Consider the following 16,411-nt stretch of genomic DNA (forward strand, 5'->3'; position numbering starts at 1 on the left):
GGGTGGGACTCGTCGAGTGAGCCGTTCGGTGAACCGGTGTACGGCCCTCCGCCGGTCTGAGAGAGCGCCTGATTCACGTACTTGATGTGTTATGTGAGTTCAGGTGCTTTGCCAGTTTGGGGTGGTGCGGAATTTATCGCATCCTGTCTATTTTGGTCCATTTGGCAACACACGCTCATCGGCATGGTCGGGTTTTTAATCGTGGTGACGTTCCGGAGGCCATGAGGGCGGTGAGGATGTACTTGGGTGGCGGTTGAGGTGTCGATGCCGACGGTGCCGTTGTCGAGAATCGGCCGGCGGCCCGGTGAACGTGTCGCGCGAGCACGGGTACGTCGTAGTCAGGCTCGGCGCCCTGGGCGGCCCGAGCGCGAACGCCTACTAGTGGTACAGCTGGAGTCGTAACGGGTCCGGGCTGACCATCAAGTGATTAATGCGTTGCCCGGCGTTTCACGGGGACCGTGAAGTACGAGGTGAACCGGGACCACATCCACATGCCGGTTGTGGCGTCGCGGAACAGGTTGCCGTCGGCATGCAGGCGCACGAGGTGCTCGCGGATCGACGGCGGTGGAGGGCCGTTCAACCAGCGGTGTCCCGGGCAATGCAGCCGGCCTTGCCGGTACAGTTCGTCCATCAGCGCATCGACGGCGTCGACCACCCGGTCGTCCGTTCCTCGGAGGAACTCACGGGGCAGCCGGTTGAGCACCGCACTGATCTCCGCGACCGTTCCCGACGCCTGCTCCGCAGCCGCCGCAGCGATGAACTCGTCTTTCACGCGGTCACCGTACCCGCGCAAGCCAGGTTGTCGGGGAAGTCCGCGACCGCGCGATGGGCGGCACCACGACACTCCGTCGCCCAGCGCAGGGCTCTATGCGACTGGTCCCTACATGCACGTGGGGATTGGCATCCCTAGGGAGTGAGCCTCAGGTGCGTCGTCTGCGCTATCGGCGGCATGAAGGTGAATTGATCAAGACATGCGCATCGGCACTCGAATCACCTTTTTCTTGAATGTCGACCTTCGGCTGGGATCCAGGAGTTTCATGCCACCCTGCTCGCGCTTCGAGAGCGGCCCGACGTTGAAGATGTGCGGGTAGGTATCACCGAGGTCATGGGCGACAACGAATGGCCTTTCAGCGATCATGTCTACGTTGTCGCCAGGGCCTCCGTGCCCGAAGTGCTGCGCTTTACCGCCGCGCTCCAGCCCGAGCCGGAAGTCGGGTCACGCTGGTGGACGGGCTACCCGCCGACCATCGAGATTCCCGTGCCCGAAGGGCAACGGCTGATGACCCTCTGGTGGGATTAGTTCATCCGTCAGCAGGGCCGGTCGGGTGGGCACTCGCTCCGCGGCAGATCCGGATGGCGGGCTCCCGGCTATGGTTTCTCCGTGCTGGTCAAATGGATCACGTGCTGGGCACCGGACCGTGTGGCATTCGGCGTTGGCCAGCAAGCGTGGGCTGAGCTTCACGGCGTTCCTGGCTTCCTGGGTCAGGGTGGTGGCTGGAGCAGGAACACGGCCGGCGTGGCACAGATCTTCGGCCTATGGAACGATCCGGCCAGCTACCAGGCATTCATGGGCGGCGCGCACGACCGCATTGCCGCGGCTCAGGTAGGCACCTTCGATGAGGTTCGGGTACGCATTTTCGACCAGCGGCTCGTCATCGGCGAGGGCTTCCCCGCCGACCATTCCGCGGCTTCGTTGCTGCGGCTCGCGCATTGCCATGTGCGGAAGCGCCGCCAGGCCCATTTCGTCCGGGCGCAGGCCGATGTGTGGAACCCCGGCATGGCAGCGGCGCCAGGCATGTGCGGCGGCGTGTTCGCGCAAAGCGGTGAGGCGGAGTTTCTGGTGCTGTCGGCATGGAGAACGGCCGGAGATCACCAGCGCTACCTCGACGAACGCTTCGGCCAGTTGCGCGAGCGAGCGGGGCTGACAGTCGATCTCGACGCTGTCACCGGTGACGTGGTCGACCTCGAGCCGAGCTGGACCGTCCTTGGTTGATTCCCACGTGGCCTCGGTCAGGGGTTGATCAGTCTCCAGTCGCCTCCGGCCGTCAACTGCACTCGCCAGTACGGCATAGGGTCCGACGCCACGCGCCTACCTGCGTTTTGTTGCCGGGTGCGTTGAATATCGCGGAGTTGTAGACCCACCCTCCGTCCAGCCCTCGATGACCTCGGGTGGAGGACGGACACCAGCACGGTGTTGCCCGGGGTGATGTCGGCGTGCTCAGCCTCCTGCCGCGAGATGGTGAGCACATCGGATAGGAACTGGTAGCCGCTCGTTGGGGGCACTGGTCATCCGGTGGGGAGGAGGCAGTCCGCCCGCCCCGGCGGCTTCGATGGCGGGGTGCCTGAAGACGGGAGACGTCAATGCTGAAGCACCCCAAGGCCGACCGCCAATCCACCGAGGCCCTTGCCGTAGCGCCCCATTTTGGCGCCGAGGGAGTGTCCATACCTCGCCACGAATTGCCGGAGGGCGAGCTGGCGCCGGACGTCGCTTATCAGATCGTGCACGACGAGCTGATGCTGGACGGGAACGCCCGGCTCAACGCGGCCACGTTCGTGACGACGTGGATGGAGCCGCAGGCCGACCGCCTGATGGCGGAGTGTTTCGACAAGAACATGATCGACAAGGACGAGTACCCGCAGACCGCGGAGATCGAGACCCGGTGTGTGAACATCCTGAGTCGTCTCTGGCACGCGCCGGACGCCCAGCAGGCGACCGGATGCTCGACGACCGGGTCGAGCGAGGCGGCGATGCTCGGCGGCCTGGCGCTCAAGCGTCTCTGGCAGCGGCGGCGCGAGGCCGCCGGCCGGCCGGCGGTGCGGCCCAACATCGTGATGGGCATCAACGTCCAGGTGTGCTGGGAGAAGTTCGCCAATTACTGGGACGTCGAGATGCGTCTCGTCCCGATGAACGACGACCGGTACCACCTGACCGCTGAGGGCCTCGAGGAGTACTGCGACGAGAACACCATCGGTGTGGTCGCTGTCCTAGGCTCCACGTTCGACGGTTCATACGAGCCGGTCGGCGAGATCTGCGCGGCGCTGGACGCCTTCCAGGAGCGGACCGGCATCGACGTGCCGGTGCACGTCGACGGCGCCTCGGGCGCGTTCGTCGCACCGTTCCTCGACCCTGACCTGACCTGGGACTTCCGGTTGCCCCGGGTGGCTTCGATCAACACGTCCGGGCACAAGTACGGCCTGGTTTACCCGGGTGTCGGCTGGATCGTGTGGCGTGACGCGAAGGCCCTGCCGGAAGACCTGATCTTCTGGGTGAACTACCTCGGCGACGACATGCCGACCTTCGCGCTGAACTTCTCCCGGCCGGGTGCGCAGGTCGTCGCGCAGTACTACAACTTTCTGCGGCTGGGTTTCGCCGGATACGCCAGGGTCCAAGGCTACGCCCGGGAGGTCGCTACCCGGCTCTCCGGGCGGATCGCCGGACTCGGCTCATTCGAGCTGATCACCCGTGGCGACGAGCTGCCGGTGTTCGCGATCAAACTGCGCGATGAGGTCACCGGCTACACGGTTTTCGACGTGTCGCAGGCGCTGCGGGGACGCGGCTGGCAGGTTCCCGCGTACACGTTCCCGAAGAACCGGGAGGACCTCGCCGTGCTGCGGGTCGTGATCCGGCGCGGGTTCACCCACGACCTGGCCGACATGCTCGTCGATGACCTGCGCCGCCAGGTGCAGCTGCTGGAGAAGCAGCAGCGGGGCGGGGCCGACGCTGCCGGGTTCCACCACTGAGGTGGCGATGGCGTGGTGCTTCGCGCTGGGGTCGGTCTGCTTCCTGATCGGTCCCATCCCGGCCTACGCCGAACTGGTCGGCGCCGCCGCCGACGCGGCCACCTTCTTCATCGGGTCGATCCTGTTCACCGCCGGGGGCGCGCTGCAGGTCAAGGCGGGCGGCGGGCGTGCGGCCCGGTGGGCCGCGATCAGTCAAGCGATCGGTACGGTTTACTTCAACGTCAGCACCTTCCGCGCGATGCAGGTCGCCGTCTCCAGCGACACCTACGACCACCGGGTGTGGCGGCCCGACCTGCTCGGCTCGATCTGCTTCCTGATCTCCGGCGTGATCGCGTATCAGCGCGCCGGCCGGCGCGGCTGGCAGCCCGCGGTCAACCTGCTCGGCTGCGTCTTCTTCGGCGCCTCGGCGGCGGCCGGGTACGTCCTACCGGCCACCGGGTCGATGGTCAGTGAGACCGTCGCCAACGTGAACACCACGCTGGGCGCCGCGTGCTTCCTTGCCTGCGCAGTGCCGGGGCTGCGTTCGTCCCGTACGAGTGACGCGCCCGCCGGCGGTCCCGGGTGATGTTGCCCCACCACACTTCACCTGAACCTCGCCTGGAAGACGCGGCGGACCGCTGGAGACCGTGAGCACAGTGGCCCCGCGCGGTCATCCGCGGGGAATGATGATCGGCGTTGCTCGCCGTGGCTGACTGTGCAGGACGCCGCCGCGCCGCGCCGTCGCCCAGGGCCTGGCGAACGCCGCACAGGAGACACGGCGCCGAAGGCCGAAACCCAGGCAGTCGACCTGGCCGGTCTGGTTCCAGACGTCAGAAGACCCTTGACCAGTCGTCACGCATACTGACCACCGTCCATCCGCTGCGCTGCGCCTCCTTGAGCGCCTCCTCGGCTCCCTCGGTGTAGCCGAATTCCCGAGCCTCGTCGTCGTGCAGGACGAGCAGGCGGAAGAACGGCTTGTCCGCGTGCCGGGTGAAATCGAGCATGGCGATGTCGCCGTTGGAGTTGCCCGCGGCCAGCAACGGCCGACGACCGGCCCGGCTCCAGATCCGGACCGGCTTCTGCGGGCCGTCATCCAAATAGTCGGCCTCGGCCTTGTGGATGATCGTGCCGCCGTGCTCGTCGCTTCGGTAGGCGAGCGCCACGGTGCTGCCGATCACCCGCTCGCGGGGGATGCCGTACACCTCGTCGCTGATCGGGCGCATGAAGTCGCGGCCGCCGCCGGAGGCGATGTAGTTGGTGAAGCCGTTGGTGCTCAGGTACTGCAGCAGGTCGACCATCGGCGTATAGGCGCAGCGCAGATACTCACGGCCCAGGGTGGGGTGTTTCGTCTCGCGCAGGAACTGCGCGGACCGCGCCTCGAAGTCCTCGACCGTGATCCCGTCGTACGCCGTGAGCAGACCTGCGGTGAAGACACCGGCCTTGCGGTCGTCGCCGGCGTAATGGTCGGTCAGAACAGAGCCGAGCCAGCCGAAATCCTGCTCGTAGGCAGCTTTCCACGGCTGTCGGGCTCGCAGTGAGGGATCGGTCTCGGCCATTTCCACGAACCTGCGCAGGATGAAGTCGAGCTGAATCGGCATCGGCTTCTCGCACCACAGTGTGCCGTCGTTGTCGAAGACGGCTACCCGATCCTCGATCGGTACCTCGTTGATCGCGCGCTGGACGAACTCCAGAATTGCGTGCTTGGTCGCCCCGTCCCGCCAGCTCGGCAGTGTCGCGGTCGGGCTGCCACCAGCGGTCGTTGCTGTCATCAGTCCACGATCGGCTGGCGGGCAGAACTGCGGATCACCCTTGCGGGGTGAGGTAACCGGCACTGCGCCGGGCGGCACCGAGCGTGCGATAGATGGCCTTCATATGGGCCTTGACCGTGTTGACCGAGACGCCCAGGCCGGCAGCTATCTCGGCGGCGGTCAACACGGTGGGTAGATAACGCAGTACCTCGGTCTCGCGCTGCCCGCCCAAGATGCGAGCACATAGCCGAGTACCGCGACGGCCAGCATCGCGCGGCGGTCTGCCCGTTTCGACGGTGCCCTCGACCTTTGATCCACTGCCATCCGTGCCACCCCCGGAGAGTCATGCTCGACTGTTCCCGCCGCGCGTTCAGCGATCAACATCACTGGCTGGCACCGGGCTGCCCCGTCCTCACCCGGGCGGGATGAGGCGGCCGGCGGGGCACTCGGCGTTCACTGCCAGGGAATGCGTGCCACTCGACGTCCACAACGCGGAGGCTGACGATGCCGACGGACCGGCCCAACATCCTCGTCATCTGGGGAGACGACATCGGAATTTCCAACCTGAGCTGCTACAGCGACGGGTTGATGGGCTACCGAACACCGAACATCGACCGGATCGCGGACGAGGGAGCCCGGTTCACTGACTACTACGGTGAGCAGAGCTGCACCGCCGGGCGGGCGGCGTTCATCTGCGGGCAGAACCCGATCCGCACCGGGCTCACCAAGGTCGGTATGCCGGGCGCGACCGTCGGCCTGCAGGCGGAGGACCCGACCATCGCGACCGCCTTGAAGGCGCACGGTTACGCGACCGGACAATTCGGCAAGAACCACCTCGGTGACCGCGACGAGCACCTGCCGACGGTGCACGGCTTCGACGAGTTCTTCGGCAACCTCTACCACCTCAACGCGGAGGAGGAGCCCGAACTGGAGGACTACCCGACGCCGGACGAGATGCCGAACTTCCGTCAGCAGTTCGGCCCGCGCGGTGTCATCCACTCCTGGGCGGAGAAGGACGGCACCCAGCGTATCGAGGACACCGGCCCGCTGACCAAGAAGCGGATGGAGACCGTCGATGAGGAATTCCTTGCCGCCGCGTCCAGCTTCATCCGGGACAAGGCAGACGCCGAAGAGCCGTTCTTCGTCTGGTTCAACGCCACCCACATGCACTTCCGAACGCACGTCAAGCCGGAGAGCAAGGGCCAGGCGGGGCGGTGGCAGTCCGATTACCACGACGCAATGGTCGACCACGACAAGCTGGTCGGCGGACTACTTGGGCTGGTTGACGAGCTCGGCATCGCCGAGAACACCATCGTCGTCTACTCCACCGACAACGGCCCGCACATGAACACCTGGCCGGACGGTGGTATGACGCCGTTCCGTGGCGAGAAGAACTCGAACTGGGAAGGTGCCTACCGGGTGCCCGCGGTGGTGCGGTGGCCGGGCCGGATCGCCCCCGGAACCGTGTTCAACGGGATCGTGAGCCACGCCGACTGGTTCCCGACCCTGCTCGCTGCTGCAGGCGTGCCGGACATCGTCGATCAGCTGAAGGCCGGCGCCGACCTGAGCGGTATCCGGTTCAAGGTGCACCTTGACGGCCTCGACCAGACCGCCTACCTCACCGGTGAGGCGCAGGAAAGTCCCCGCAAGCACTTCTTCTACGTCTCCGACGACGGCGACCTGACAGCAGTGCGATTCGCCCATTGGAAATTGGTCTTTCTGGAGCAGCGGGCGCCCGGAACGCTGCGGGTGTGGTTCGAGCCGTTCACCGAGCTGCGGATCCCGAAGATCTTCAACCTGCGCACCGACCCCTACGAGCGGGCCGACATCACCTCGAACACCTACTACGACTGGGTCCTCGACCACGCATGGATCGTCATACCGATGCAGGCGTACGTGAACCAGATGCTGCAAAGTCTCGCCGAGTTCCCCCGGCGGCAGAAGCCGGCCAGCTTCAGCCTCGAGCAGGTACTGGCCAAGCTGCAGAGCGGCATCGGTAGCCCGTGACCGAGCCGACCACCATGTCCGCGACCGCGACGCCGCCGGCGGACGACATGGTGTGGGTTCCCGGGGGTGCGTTCCGGATGGGATCCGACCAGCACTACCCCGAGGAGTCGCCGGCGCGGGTGGTGCAGGTCGACGGATTCTGGGCGGCGCGGTTCACGGTCACGAACACAGCGTTTGCCGCGTTCGTCGCCGAGACCGGCTACCGTACGGTCGCCGAGCGGCCCCTGGACCCGGCCGACTTCCCCGGTGCCCCGGTCGAGAATCTGGTGGCCGGCTCCATGGTGTTCGTCGGCACGCCGGGCCCCGTGGACCTTCGCCACCTCAGCCAGTGGTGGGCCTGGACGCCGGGCGCGTGCTGGCAGCATCCGGACGGGCCGGACAGCGACCTCGACGGCCGTGGCGACCACCCGGTCGTGCACGTCGCCTCCGAGGACGCCGAAGCCTACGCGGCGTGGGCCGGGCTCGCGTTGCCCACGGAGGCTCAGTGGGAGCGCGCAGCCCGCGGCGGCCTCGACGGGGCGACCTACACCTGGGGCGACGACCCGGAGACGCCGCGGCAGCCGAGGGCGAACTACTGGCATGGCGACTTCCCCTGGCGGGCCGAGAAAGGCTACGGCCAGACCATGCCGGTCGGCTCGTTCCCGGCCAACGCCTACGGCCTGTCCGACATGGCCGGCAACGTCTGGGAGTGGACCCAGGACTGGTACGCCGAACGCCGGTGGGCCGACCTCTCACCCTGCTGCTCACCTCACGATCCCCGCGGGGGCGTACGGGAGCAGAGCTACGACCCGGCGCAACCGCAGATCCGGATCCCCCGCAAAGTCGTCAAAGGCGGCTCGTTCCTGTGCGCGGACAGCTACTGCCTGCGGTACCGGCCCGCCGCCCGCCGCCCGCACATGGTCGACACCGGCATGAGCCACATCGGCTTCCGCTGCGTTGCACCCGCCGTCAACTGATCCCTGCCCGGACTGCCCGCCCTCATTCGTCGTCGACGAGGCGGTCCGCCCATCCCCGAAACACCGGCCACTGGCCGAGGAAACAACGCCGAACCGGGCAGGGTCGATGCCTCAGGAGACGCCGAACTCGTCCTTCATGACATCGGCGAGCGGCGAATCGGGCTGCTGCCGGGGGACACCGTCGACTGTCACGTCGACAACCTCGTCGAAGAACGCGACCAGACGGGCGAGCGGCGACGCGTCAGGCAGCGGGTTGAGGTAGGCCCAGGCCAGATTCTGCCCCGCCGCGAACGACAGGTACGTGGCGTGGCCCTTGTACGGGCACGCCGTCACCATGTCGCTGGGCAGAACCTCCGCCTTGACGTCCTCGCGCGGCAGGTAGAACCGTGGGTACAGGTTCGTCTCGAACACAAGTGTCGGAGTGCGCGACTCGGCGAGCAGCACACCGTCCCGCTCGACGCGCACATGCCGGCTGCTGCGCCGCGCGTCGACGCGGGAGAACGGATCGCGCGGGTGCGAGAACAGGGGCTCGTCCTCCTCCGTCCAGTCGAACGCGTCGAAGTCGAACACGACGTGACCGGCGAGGTCCGCGTCGTCCGGGCGGAACGCGGCGCGCTCACGGACGTCGTCCCCCACGCGAACGTCGTACGTCTGCCCGGGTGTGGAATGCACGGATCCGGGAAGTTGCTGCATTTGCCTGCGCTTCGCGCCGCGGCGCCGCGGATCCGATCCACGCAGCTGTAGCACCGTCCGCGATGGTGCGCGAAAGCCCGGCGTCGGCCAGCACACGAACAGCGGCCATGAGAGAGCTTCTTCAGAGGGTCGCCACCTGATCACGGCTCAAATCACGCTGCCGCGCTGCGTACCGTGGTTGCTGTTCTGGCTGTCCCGGTTTCCCCGCGGGAGACGTTAAGGTCGGGTGTGGTCGTTGAGTGGGGTTCCCAGCGGCATCTGTTCGACGTGCCGGACGAGGTCGCGTACTTCAACGCGGCCAGCCTGTCGCCGGTACTGCATGCGGTCCGCGCTGCCGGCGAATCGGCGCTGCGCCGGCGGGCCCGGCCTTGGGAGATCGACGAGGCTGACTGGTTCGCCGAGGTGGAGCGGCTGCGGACACTGGCCGGGCGGCTTGTCGGCGGCGATGCCGAGGGGATCGCGCTGGTGCCGGCGACCAGCTACGGGTTCGCGGTCGCCGCAGCGAATCTCCCGCTCGATGCTCGGCAGAAGATCCTCGTCCTCGCAGAGGAGTACCCGTCCGGCGTCTACACGTGGCGCCGCGTAGCCGAGCGCACCGGCGCGGGCATCCGTACGGTGACCCGGGCGCCCGGGCAGAATTGGACGGAGGCGGTCCTGGCCGCGATCGACGAGCGGGTCGGGATCGTCTCGGTGCCCAACGTCCACTGGACCGACGGTGGGCTGGTCGACCTTGAGCAGGTCGCCGCGCGCACCCACGAGGCCGGCGCCCGGTTCGTCGTCGACGCCAGTCAGTCCCTCGCCGTGATGCCGCTTGACGTCGCCGCGCTACGCCCTGACTTCGTTGTCTCGGTCGGTTACAAGTGGCTGCTGGGCCCGTTCGGACGCGGGTACCTCTGGGTCGCCGAGCAGCATCGCCAGGGCCGGCCGCTGGAGGAGAATTGGATCTTACGGGCCGGCTCGGACGACTTCGCCCGACTCGTCGACTACCGCAACGAGTACCTGCCTGGCGCGCGGCGCTACGACCAAGGCGCACGAACGCTGTTCGAACTGACCCCGATGGCGGTGGCGGCGCTCGAGCAGGTCCTCGCCTGGGGTCCCGCACGGATCGCCGCCGTCCTCGCCACGGTGACCGACGAGATCACCGCGCGGGTCAGGGCCGCGGGGATCGGCGTCACTGCCACCGAGCCGCGCGGCCCGCACCTGCTCGGGCTGCACGTCCCCACCGGCGCGGCCGACCGGGTCGCCGCCGCCCTCAAGGCCGCGAACTGTTTCGTGGCACGCCGGGGCGACGCGATCCGGGTGTCGCCACACATGCACATCACCCCGTCAGACGTCGACCGCCTTGTCACGACCATGGTCTCGAGTCTCTGATGGCGTAATCCGCACCGTTCGTAGCTTCGTCCTGGCCCCAGCCGCACTCTCATCGCGGCATGTGAGTAGGACGACCAGATGGGGCGTTTGCCTCTGCCTTCGAGTGAGGCGCCATCGGCGGCAGTAGCGGAATGAGCGGTCTCGGTGTCCGATACCAGCACACCACAACGACGATCACAGCTTTGATCAACAGCGGATGGTCGACGAATGCCGGAGGGCGACCATCGATGCGCTCGAACACCGGCGAACGCCCGGCACGGAAACTCTCCCGGATTTTCGGGGTATTGCACCTGCGAGGCTGCCTGTCGGATGATTGGGGTTCGCCGAGCAGATTTCAGCATCGCCCGGAGCAGGGAGGGGTTTGCGCTTTGACGACACGCGAACCTAATCCGCCCGCCGCAAACGAGGCGCGAGACATCTGGCTTTCCTACTATGGGTTGCAATACGCGCGAATCGCCCAGCACGAAAATACCCGCCTCCAGATCAGTGGCAGCGTGCTGAGCGCCTCAGTTGTTGCTCTCGGATTGACTGCAGTTGCAACAAAAGGGGCTCTTCGTGCGTTCGCAATCATTTTCTTTGTAGTTGCTGCAGTGAATGTATTCGCCATATTGAACGCGGAAGTTTCGAGGCACTGGGTAAGCGTCCATCAGTCACGGGCGGAACATGCCCTCAGTAAGCTTGATGAGGAACTGCTAAGTCTACACAGAAGCATTTACGAATCAACCAAGCCTGAAGGGGCCGGCTCCTACCGGCGAGTAGGTCTGTCGCTTCTCAGACTGGGAGCCTCAGGAGCCGGACCCCGCGATCATCAGGCGAGGATATTGATCTTCACCCACGCATTGATTGCGCTCATGTCGATTGCTCTTGGCATAGCATGGATTTTCAGATAACAGCCAAGCGGCGAAGATGGTGGCAGTTCGGCCGGGTGCGGCGGCCGCCTCGGCCAGGTCTTCGCTCAGATCGGCAGGTCTACCCGGTGGCCGGTGCCCATGTCGGGTGCCTCGGTATCGGTAACCAAAGCGAACGCCCCGGCCGGTACGCAGCCGAGAGCCGCCACCCGAGAGCCCGCCGCTAACAGGCTCTCCTCGTCCGCTCCTGCCAGGAAAAACACGAAGTAGTCCCCGAACGAGGTCCCCTCGTCATACGGAACATGAACCTCAATGAGCAGTGCCACAACGAAATCGTCCTACGCGCGTGCTCATGGATCAAGCGAGCCGAGGTCGTGCCGACCGCAATCCACGCGGACTCAGCCTCACTCAGCGAACATTTGCCGAACCAATCCCACGCAGTCTTCTCGGCAGGAGCGGACGCCAGCACCGCGAGGCCTGGCTACGGTAAGCGACGACCGCGACCGTGGCCAGCGCACGGGGTGGCTAGTTCAGTTCGTCTGATTTTGATCAGGCTCGGTCGCTGCCTGCGGGGCGATGCCGTTCCGGCGGGTCCGGCACCATGATCGCGTGGTGCTGTGCAGCGGGCGGCTCACCGGCCTTCTGCGGCTGCCAGCTGTCGTCCCGTGCGTGACAACGGCCAATACGATGCGGGAGTGACTGAATCGGAGGAGCACCTGGCGAGGAAGCCGTGGCTTCCGCCCCGCTGGGTCATGCGGATGGCCTGGTCGGTACATCGGGGTCTGTACAAAGGCTCTGGTGGCCGGGTCGGACTGTCACGACCACACGGCAACCACTACGGAACGTTGCGCCTGACCACCACCGGGCGCCGCACCGGTCAGCAGCGTAGCGTTCTCCTCGGTTATTTCGAGGACGGCGCGAACCTGGTCTCGCTGGCCATGAACGGGTGGGGTGAGCCCGAGCCTGCCTGGTGGCTCAACTTGCAGGCGCACCCGGACGCATCCGTCGACCTGGTTGCCGGGCGGCAGTTGGTGCGTGGGCACGCCGCAACAGGCGACGAGCGGTCGCGGCTGTGGGCCCGCTGGCGCGAGATCGACATGAACCTCGACGGCTACGCGGCGCGGCGGTCGTCCGAGACCGCGGTGGTGGTCCTGGAACCCCGACCTGACGCCTCCGACGCGTCGCGGGACAGCTGATCGGCGGCATGTCCGAAATTCATCATCAGCGCTGAAGTCGAGTTTGTCGGAGAAGATCAGCGGTTCCGGCCGTCAGCGGGCTTTTTCCCGGCGGCGGAGGGTGGTCCTTCGTCCGGGAGCTTCTCCTGTCGTGTCCAGCTGGTCCAGCCCCGCTCACGCATCAGGTCGCGCATTATCTGTGCCCCGGGATGGGACTCGTCGGCGAGCGCGTCGAGCAGGTCGTAGGGCAGCTCGTCGCCCGGATCGCCCTGGCCGGCGGTCTCGCCGGCGGCGTAGGCCTCCTCGGACAGTTCTGCCATGATGTCAGCGGCCTCCGCCATGAGAAGGCGGGCAGCCTCCTCCGTCAGGCGTTCGGCGGCCGGTCCGTCGTCCACCAACGTGGACAGGACCAGATAGAGCCGAACCATCCGCGGGTCCTCGAGCTGCGCGAACTTGAACGGCATCCACTCGCGGACCTCCTCCGGCCAGTGGGCCGAGACCAGGATCCACCCGTCCCGCTCGGCGTCCACGAGGCGGTCGGACACCCCGATCTCGCGGAGCCGGTCGAGGTAGGCCAGAACCTCCGGCGGGAGGGCGCCACTGTTTCCGGCGGCCAGCTGGGCGATCTGTTTGCGGCTGGTTTCCAGCCGGGTGATCTCGTCGGAGAGGCGGCCGTCGATGCGATGGATCGCCGCGGTGAAGTCCGCCTCGTCCGCCCGTAGCAGCCCGGCGATTTCGGAGAGTGGCACTCCGGCGTCGGCCAGGGTGCGAATCTTCAGGAGGGCGACGACAGCGGCCGCGCCGTACCGCCGGTAACCGGAGGGGTCGCGCTCCGGCTCCGGCAGCAGGCCGATCTGGTGGTAGTGCCGGACCGCCCGCACAGTGACACCGGCGTACGACGCCAGTTGCCCGATCGTCAGCATGCTCGTGATCCTGCCCCGCTCAGGAGATTTTGCGCCGGTAGACCATGGTGGCGAAGCCGTACGCGACGGCCAGTATGCCGACGCACCATGCCAGCGCCGTCCAGATCTCCGAGCCGACCGGCTGCCCGGTGAACAGGTTTCGCAACGCGTCCACGATCGATGTCACGGGCTGGTTCTCGGCGAACGCACGCACCGGGGCCGGCATCGAGTCGGTCGGCACGAACGCGGAGCTGACGAACGGCAGCAACACCAGCGGATAGGCGAACGCGCTCGCGCCGTCCACCGACTTCGCGGTCAGGCCAGGAATCACCGCCAGCCAGGTCAGCGCCAGGGTGAACAACACCAGGATTCCGGTTACCGCCAGCCATCCCAGCAGGTCCGCACTGGTCCGGAAGCCCATCACCAACGCCACCAGCACGACCACCACCAGTGAGATCAGGTTGGCGACCAGCGAGGTCAGCACATGCGCCCACAACACCGCGGCCCGGGTGATCGGCATCGACAGGAAACGCTCGAAGATTCCGCCCTGAAGATCAGAGAAGAGGCGATAGGCAGTGTACGAGATACCGGACGCGATCGTGATGATCAGGATGCCCGGTAGCAGATAGTTGACGTAGGAGTCGGTGCCGGTCTCGATCGCGCCGCCGAAGACGTAGACGAACAGCAACATGAAGGCGATCGGCATGATGGCGGTGGTGATGATGGTGTCCGGGCTTCGCGCGATGTGGCGCAGCGAGCGGCCGAGCAGGACCGCGGTGTCCCCGATCATGGTTTCGCTCCGACGAGTTTGAGGAAGACGTCTTCCAGGGTCGGCTGCTTCTCGACGTACTCGACCTTGGCTGGTGGGAGCAGCCGTTTGAGTTCGGCGAGGGTGCCGTTCACGATGATCCGGCCCTCGTGCAGGATCGCGATCCGGTCGGCGAGGTGTTCCGCCTCCTCCAGGTGCTGCGTGGTGAGCAGCACCGTCGTGCCGTCCGCGGCGAGTTCCTTGACGGCCTGCCACACCTCCAGCCGGCCCTCCGGGTCCAGGCCGGTCGTCGGCTCGTCCAGGAAGATCACCGGTGGGTTCCCGATCAGGCTCATCGCGATGTCCAGCCGGCGTCGCATGCCACCGGAGTACGTCGCCGTCCGCCGTCCGCCCGCCTCGGTCAGCGAGAACCGGCGCAGCAGGTCGTCCGCGATCGCGCCGGGCTGCTTGAGGTGACGCAGTCTGGCGACCAGGACGAGGTTCTCCCGCCCGGTCAGGATCTCGTCGACCGCCGCGAACTGCCCGGTCAGGCTGATCGACTGCCGGGCGTCGGCGGCCTGGTCCGCCACGTCGAACCCGTTGACGCTCGCGGTTCCGGCGTCGGCTTTGAGCAGTGTGGACAGGATCCGTATCAGGGTGGTCTTGCCGGCACCGTTCGAGCCGAGCAGAGCGAAGACGCTGCCGCGCGCGACCGTGATGTCCACGCCACGCAGCACATGCACTTCTTTGAACGACTTCTCCAGGCCTTGTACGCGGATCGCGTCGGCCGCCGGCGGATTGTTCATGCCGCCAGCATGGAGGGTTGACGCTGCGTCAGGGTCAACCCGTTTCTTCACAAAATTCTCCGCAACCGCGGTAGGGACGGGTGGCCCGGCCTGGTGGATGGTGCCTTGCCCGCTTCACCGATGCGCCGCTGGGTTCCTGACGGCTCTCTTGACCGCACACGCATCGATGCCTATGGTCGTCTCGAAACACGTGAGAAACGTTACCCATGGCTCTGGCCTGCGGGGTTGTCGACGCCTTCAGTGTGCTCGCGAAACGGAAGTGGCTGGCGCGGCCGCGTCGATGAAACGTTCCAAGCGATCAGGAGGGAACGACGATGCATCGATCCGCGTCTTCCGTGGCGGCAGCTACGCCGTCACGGTCCCGCACCGCTGACCATCCCCATCCCCATCGGTAAGGAGACACCATGGTGCACAGAACGCGTTTCAGGAGAACCCTGGCCGCGTCGGCGATCGCTCTCGCCGCGCTCGTCGCCACTGCGGTGCCGAGCCCGGCATCGGCTGCCAGCCCTTATGAGCGCGGCCCGAACCCGACGGCGGCAAGCGTCGCCGCCACGACCGGCCCGTTCGCCACCGCGTCGGTCTCGGTCGCCCGGGGCAACGGCTTCGGCGGCGGGGTGATCTATTACCCCACCGACACCAGCCAGGGTACGTTCGGCGGGGTGGCGATCTCGCCCGGACTCAACGGCACCTGGCCGGGGATCGCCTGGCTCGGGCCGCGGCTCGCCTCGCAGGGTTTCGTGGTGTTCGGCATCGAGACGAACAACCTCAACGACAGCCCGGTCAGCCGCGGAACCCAGCTGCTGGCGGCCCTGGACTACCTCACCCGCAGCAGCACGGTGCGCACCCGGGTCGACGGGAACCGGCTTGCGGTGATCGGGCACTCCATGGGTGGCGGCGGAGCCCTCGACGCGGCACTGCGGCGGCCCGCTCTGCAGGCCGCGATCGGCAACGCACCGCACCTGCCCTCGGGAAGCCTGGCGAACGACCGGGTTCCGACGCTGATCTACGCCATGCAGAACGACACCCTGGTGCCCCCGTCGCGGCTGACCAGCCTGTACAACACGATCCCGTCGACCACCGAGCGTGCCTACATCGAGGTGACGGGAGCGGGTCACAACTACATCGGGCAGCCGAGCACGGTCCTGGCACGCACGATGATCCCCTGGCTGAAGATCTTCGTCGACGACGATGCCCGCTACAGCCAGTTCCTGTGCCCGCTGAACAGCACGTCGGGCATCTCCCAGTACCGCAACAGCTGCCCGCTGATCTGACACTCCCGCTGCGCCGTGCGGCGGGCGAGGCTTGCGGTTCTGGCCGAATGAAGCCGTTCCCGGCGGGAGTAGCTGCGCACATTGGGGTTGCGTGTGCGCTGGTAGGGCCGATGGCGTGGGTAAACGCGCACCCAACCTCAACGTGCGCGCCTACCCACGCCGCTCG

The 16,411-nt window shown here is 66.8% G+C and carries 17 protein-coding genes; 9 read left to right on the top strand and 8 right to left on the bottom strand.

The features are described 5' to 3' along the window. Positions 1-427: 427 nt before the first annotated feature. Positions 428-772: a hypothetical protein gene (locus tag ACFQV6_RS31320; RefSeq protein ID WP_378031239.1), complete on the bottom strand. Its 345-nt coding sequence runs from the start codon at positions 770-772 to the stop codon at positions 428-430. A 333-nt stretch (positions 773-1,105) separates the two neighbouring features. Between ACFQV6_RS31320 and ACFQV6_RS31325 the strand changes: the two genes are divergently transcribed. The 4 genes from ACFQV6_RS31325 to ACFQV6_RS31340 all read left to right on the top strand — a co-directional run bounded on the left by ACFQV6_RS31325 (position 1,106) and on the right by ACFQV6_RS31340 (position 4,306). After that, complete coding sequence (locus ACFQV6_RS31325) at positions 1,106-1,300, top strand: hypothetical protein (RefSeq protein WP_378031240.1); 195 nt, start codon at positions 1,106-1,108, stop codon at positions 1,298-1,300. A gap of 81 nt (positions 1,301-1,381) precedes the next feature. Further along, the gene (locus tag ACFQV6_RS31330; protein ID WP_378031241.1) at positions 1,382-1,993 is read left to right on the top strand and encodes a DUF4937 domain-containing protein; all 612 of its coding nucleotides are present in this window, start codon (positions 1,382-1,384) and stop codon (positions 1,991-1,993) included. 368 nt (positions 1,994-2,361) lie between these two features. Then, a complete protein-coding gene (locus ACFQV6_RS31335; RefSeq protein ID WP_378031242.1) occupies positions 2,362-3,741 on the top strand; it encodes a glutamate decarboxylase in 1,380 nt (459 codons plus the stop codon). Between the two features lie 7 nt (positions 3,742-3,748). After that, positions 3,749-4,306: a hypothetical protein gene (locus ACFQV6_RS31340; protein ID WP_378031243.1), complete on the top strand. Its 558-nt coding sequence runs from the start codon at positions 3,749-3,751 to the stop codon at positions 4,304-4,306. A 244-nt stretch (positions 4,307-4,550) separates the two neighbouring features. On the opposite strand, the gene ACFQV6_RS31345 is transcribed toward ACFQV6_RS31340, so the two are convergent. Beyond that, complete coding sequence (locus tag ACFQV6_RS31345; protein WP_378031244.1) at positions 4,551-5,489, bottom strand: HAD family hydrolase; 939 nt, start codon at positions 5,487-5,489, stop codon at positions 4,551-4,553. 34 nt (positions 5,490-5,523) lie between these two features. After that, on the bottom strand, positions 5,524-5,700 hold the full coding sequence (locus ACFQV6_RS31350; protein WP_378031245.1) for a response regulator transcription factor: 177 nt from the start codon (positions 5,698-5,700) through the stop codon (positions 5,524-5,526). Positions 5,701-5,972: 272 nt separating this feature from the next. Between ACFQV6_RS31350 and ACFQV6_RS31355 the strand changes: the two genes are divergently transcribed. Further along, positions 5,973-7,475, top strand: a complete 1,503-nt coding sequence (locus ACFQV6_RS31355) for an arylsulfatase (protein WP_378031246.1) — start codon at positions 5,973-5,975, stop codon at positions 7,473-7,475. Between the two features lie 14 nt (positions 7,476-7,489). Next, positions 7,490-8,431, top strand: a complete 942-nt coding sequence (locus ACFQV6_RS31360) for a formylglycine-generating enzyme family protein (protein ID WP_378031357.1) — start codon at positions 7,490-7,492, stop codon at positions 8,429-8,431. Between the two features lie 111 nt (positions 8,432-8,542). On the opposite strand, the gene ACFQV6_RS31365 is transcribed toward ACFQV6_RS31360, so the two are convergent. Continuing rightward, on the bottom strand, positions 8,543-9,067 hold the full coding sequence (locus tag ACFQV6_RS31365; protein WP_378031247.1) for a DUF427 domain-containing protein: 525 nt from the start codon (positions 9,065-9,067) through the stop codon (positions 8,543-8,545). A 285-nt stretch (positions 9,068-9,352) separates the two neighbouring features. Between ACFQV6_RS31365 and ACFQV6_RS31370 the strand changes: the two genes are divergently transcribed. Beyond that, positions 9,353-10,495, top strand: coding sequence for an aminotransferase class V-fold PLP-dependent enzyme (locus ACFQV6_RS31370; protein WP_378031248.1), 1,143 nt, complete (start codon positions 9,353-9,355; stop codon positions 10,493-10,495). A 955-nt stretch (positions 10,496-11,450) separates the two neighbouring features. On the opposite strand, the gene ACFQV6_RS31375 is transcribed toward ACFQV6_RS31370, so the two are convergent. Continuing rightward, positions 11,451-11,669, bottom strand: a complete 219-nt coding sequence (locus tag ACFQV6_RS31375) for a hypothetical protein (RefSeq protein WP_378031249.1) — start codon at positions 11,667-11,669, stop codon at positions 11,451-11,453. 369 nt (positions 11,670-12,038) lie between these two features. Here ACFQV6_RS31375 and ACFQV6_RS31380 point away from each other — a divergent pair, with 369 nt between their 5' ends. Next, positions 12,039-12,539, top strand: a complete 501-nt coding sequence (locus tag ACFQV6_RS31380) for a nitroreductase/quinone reductase family protein (protein WP_378031250.1) — start codon at positions 12,039-12,041, stop codon at positions 12,537-12,539. A 56-nt stretch (positions 12,540-12,595) separates the two neighbouring features. On the opposite strand, the gene ACFQV6_RS31385 is transcribed toward ACFQV6_RS31380, so the two are convergent. Genes ACFQV6_RS31385 through ACFQV6_RS31395 form a run of 3 tightly spaced genes read right to left on the bottom strand, consistent with a single transcriptional unit; the run spans position 12,596 to position 14,974 of the window. Next, the gene (locus ACFQV6_RS31385) at positions 12,596-13,441 is read right to left on the bottom strand and encodes a MerR family transcriptional regulator (RefSeq protein ID WP_378031251.1); all 846 of its coding nucleotides are present in this window, start codon (positions 13,439-13,441) and stop codon (positions 12,596-12,598) included. 19 nt (positions 13,442-13,460) lie between these two features. Continuing rightward, positions 13,461-14,210 (bottom strand): ABC transporter permease, encoded by a 750-nt coding sequence (locus tag ACFQV6_RS31390; RefSeq protein WP_378031252.1) that lies wholly within the window; start codon positions 14,208-14,210, stop codon positions 13,461-13,463. After that, positions 14,207-14,974 carry an ABC transporter ATP-binding protein gene (locus ACFQV6_RS31395; protein WP_378031253.1) on the bottom strand — a complete coding sequence of 256 codons (768 nt, stop codon included), beginning with the start codon at positions 14,972-14,974 and terminating at the stop codon, positions 14,207-14,209. The genes ACFQV6_RS31390 and ACFQV6_RS31395 overlap by 4 nt, the downstream gene beginning before the upstream one ends. A 404-nt stretch (positions 14,975-15,378) precedes the next feature. Between ACFQV6_RS31395 and ACFQV6_RS31400 the strand changes: the two genes are divergently transcribed. Beyond that, positions 15,379-16,245: a dienelactone hydrolase family protein gene (locus ACFQV6_RS31400; protein ID WP_378031254.1), complete on the top strand. Its 867-nt coding sequence runs from the start codon at positions 15,379-15,381 to the stop codon at positions 16,243-16,245. Positions 16,246-16,411 lie beyond the last annotated feature (166 nt).

Origin of the sequence: Actinoplanes sp. GCM10030250 (assembly GCF_042666575.1) — a bacterium.
In the GTDB taxonomy this organism is placed as follows: domain Bacteria; phylum Actinomycetota; class Actinomycetes; order Mycobacteriales; family Micromonosporaceae; genus Actinoplanes.

Coding starts and splice junctions, on each gene's coding strand:
- ACFQV6_RS31335 (WP_378031242.1), top strand. CDS start 2,362: ATGCTGAAGCACCCCAAGGCCGACCGCCAATCCACCGAGGCCCTTGCC.
- ACFQV6_RS31360 (WP_378031357.1), top strand. CDS start 7,490: ATGTCCGCGACCGCGACGCCGCCGGCGGACGACATGGTGTGGGTTCCC.
- ACFQV6_RS31400 (WP_378031254.1), top strand. CDS start 15,379: ATGGTGCACAGAACGCGTTTCAGGAGAACCCTGGCCGCGTCGGCGATC.
- ACFQV6_RS31385 (WP_378031251.1), bottom strand. CDS start 13,441: ATGCTGACGATCGGGCAACTGGCGTCGTACGCCGGTGTCACTGTGCGG.
- ACFQV6_RS31390 (WP_378031252.1), bottom strand. CDS start 14,210: ATGATCGGGGACACCGCGGTCCTGCTCGGCCGCTCGCTGCGCCACATC.
- ACFQV6_RS31325 (WP_378031240.1), top strand. CDS start 1,106: ATGGGCGACAACGAATGGCCTTTCAGCGATCATGTCTACGTTGTCGCC.
- ACFQV6_RS31340 (WP_378031243.1), top strand. CDS start 3,749: ATGGCGTGGTGCTTCGCGCTGGGGTCGGTCTGCTTCCTGATCGGTCCC.
- ACFQV6_RS31345 (WP_378031244.1), bottom strand. CDS start 5,489: ATGACAGCAACGACCGCTGGTGGCAGCCCGACCGCGACACTGCCGAGC.
- ACFQV6_RS31395 (WP_378031253.1), bottom strand. CDS start 14,974: ATGAACAATCCGCCGGCGGCCGACGCGATCCGCGTACAAGGCCTGGAG.
- ACFQV6_RS31355 (WP_378031246.1), top strand. CDS start 5,973: ATGCCGACGGACCGGCCCAACATCCTCGTCATCTGGGGAGACGACATC.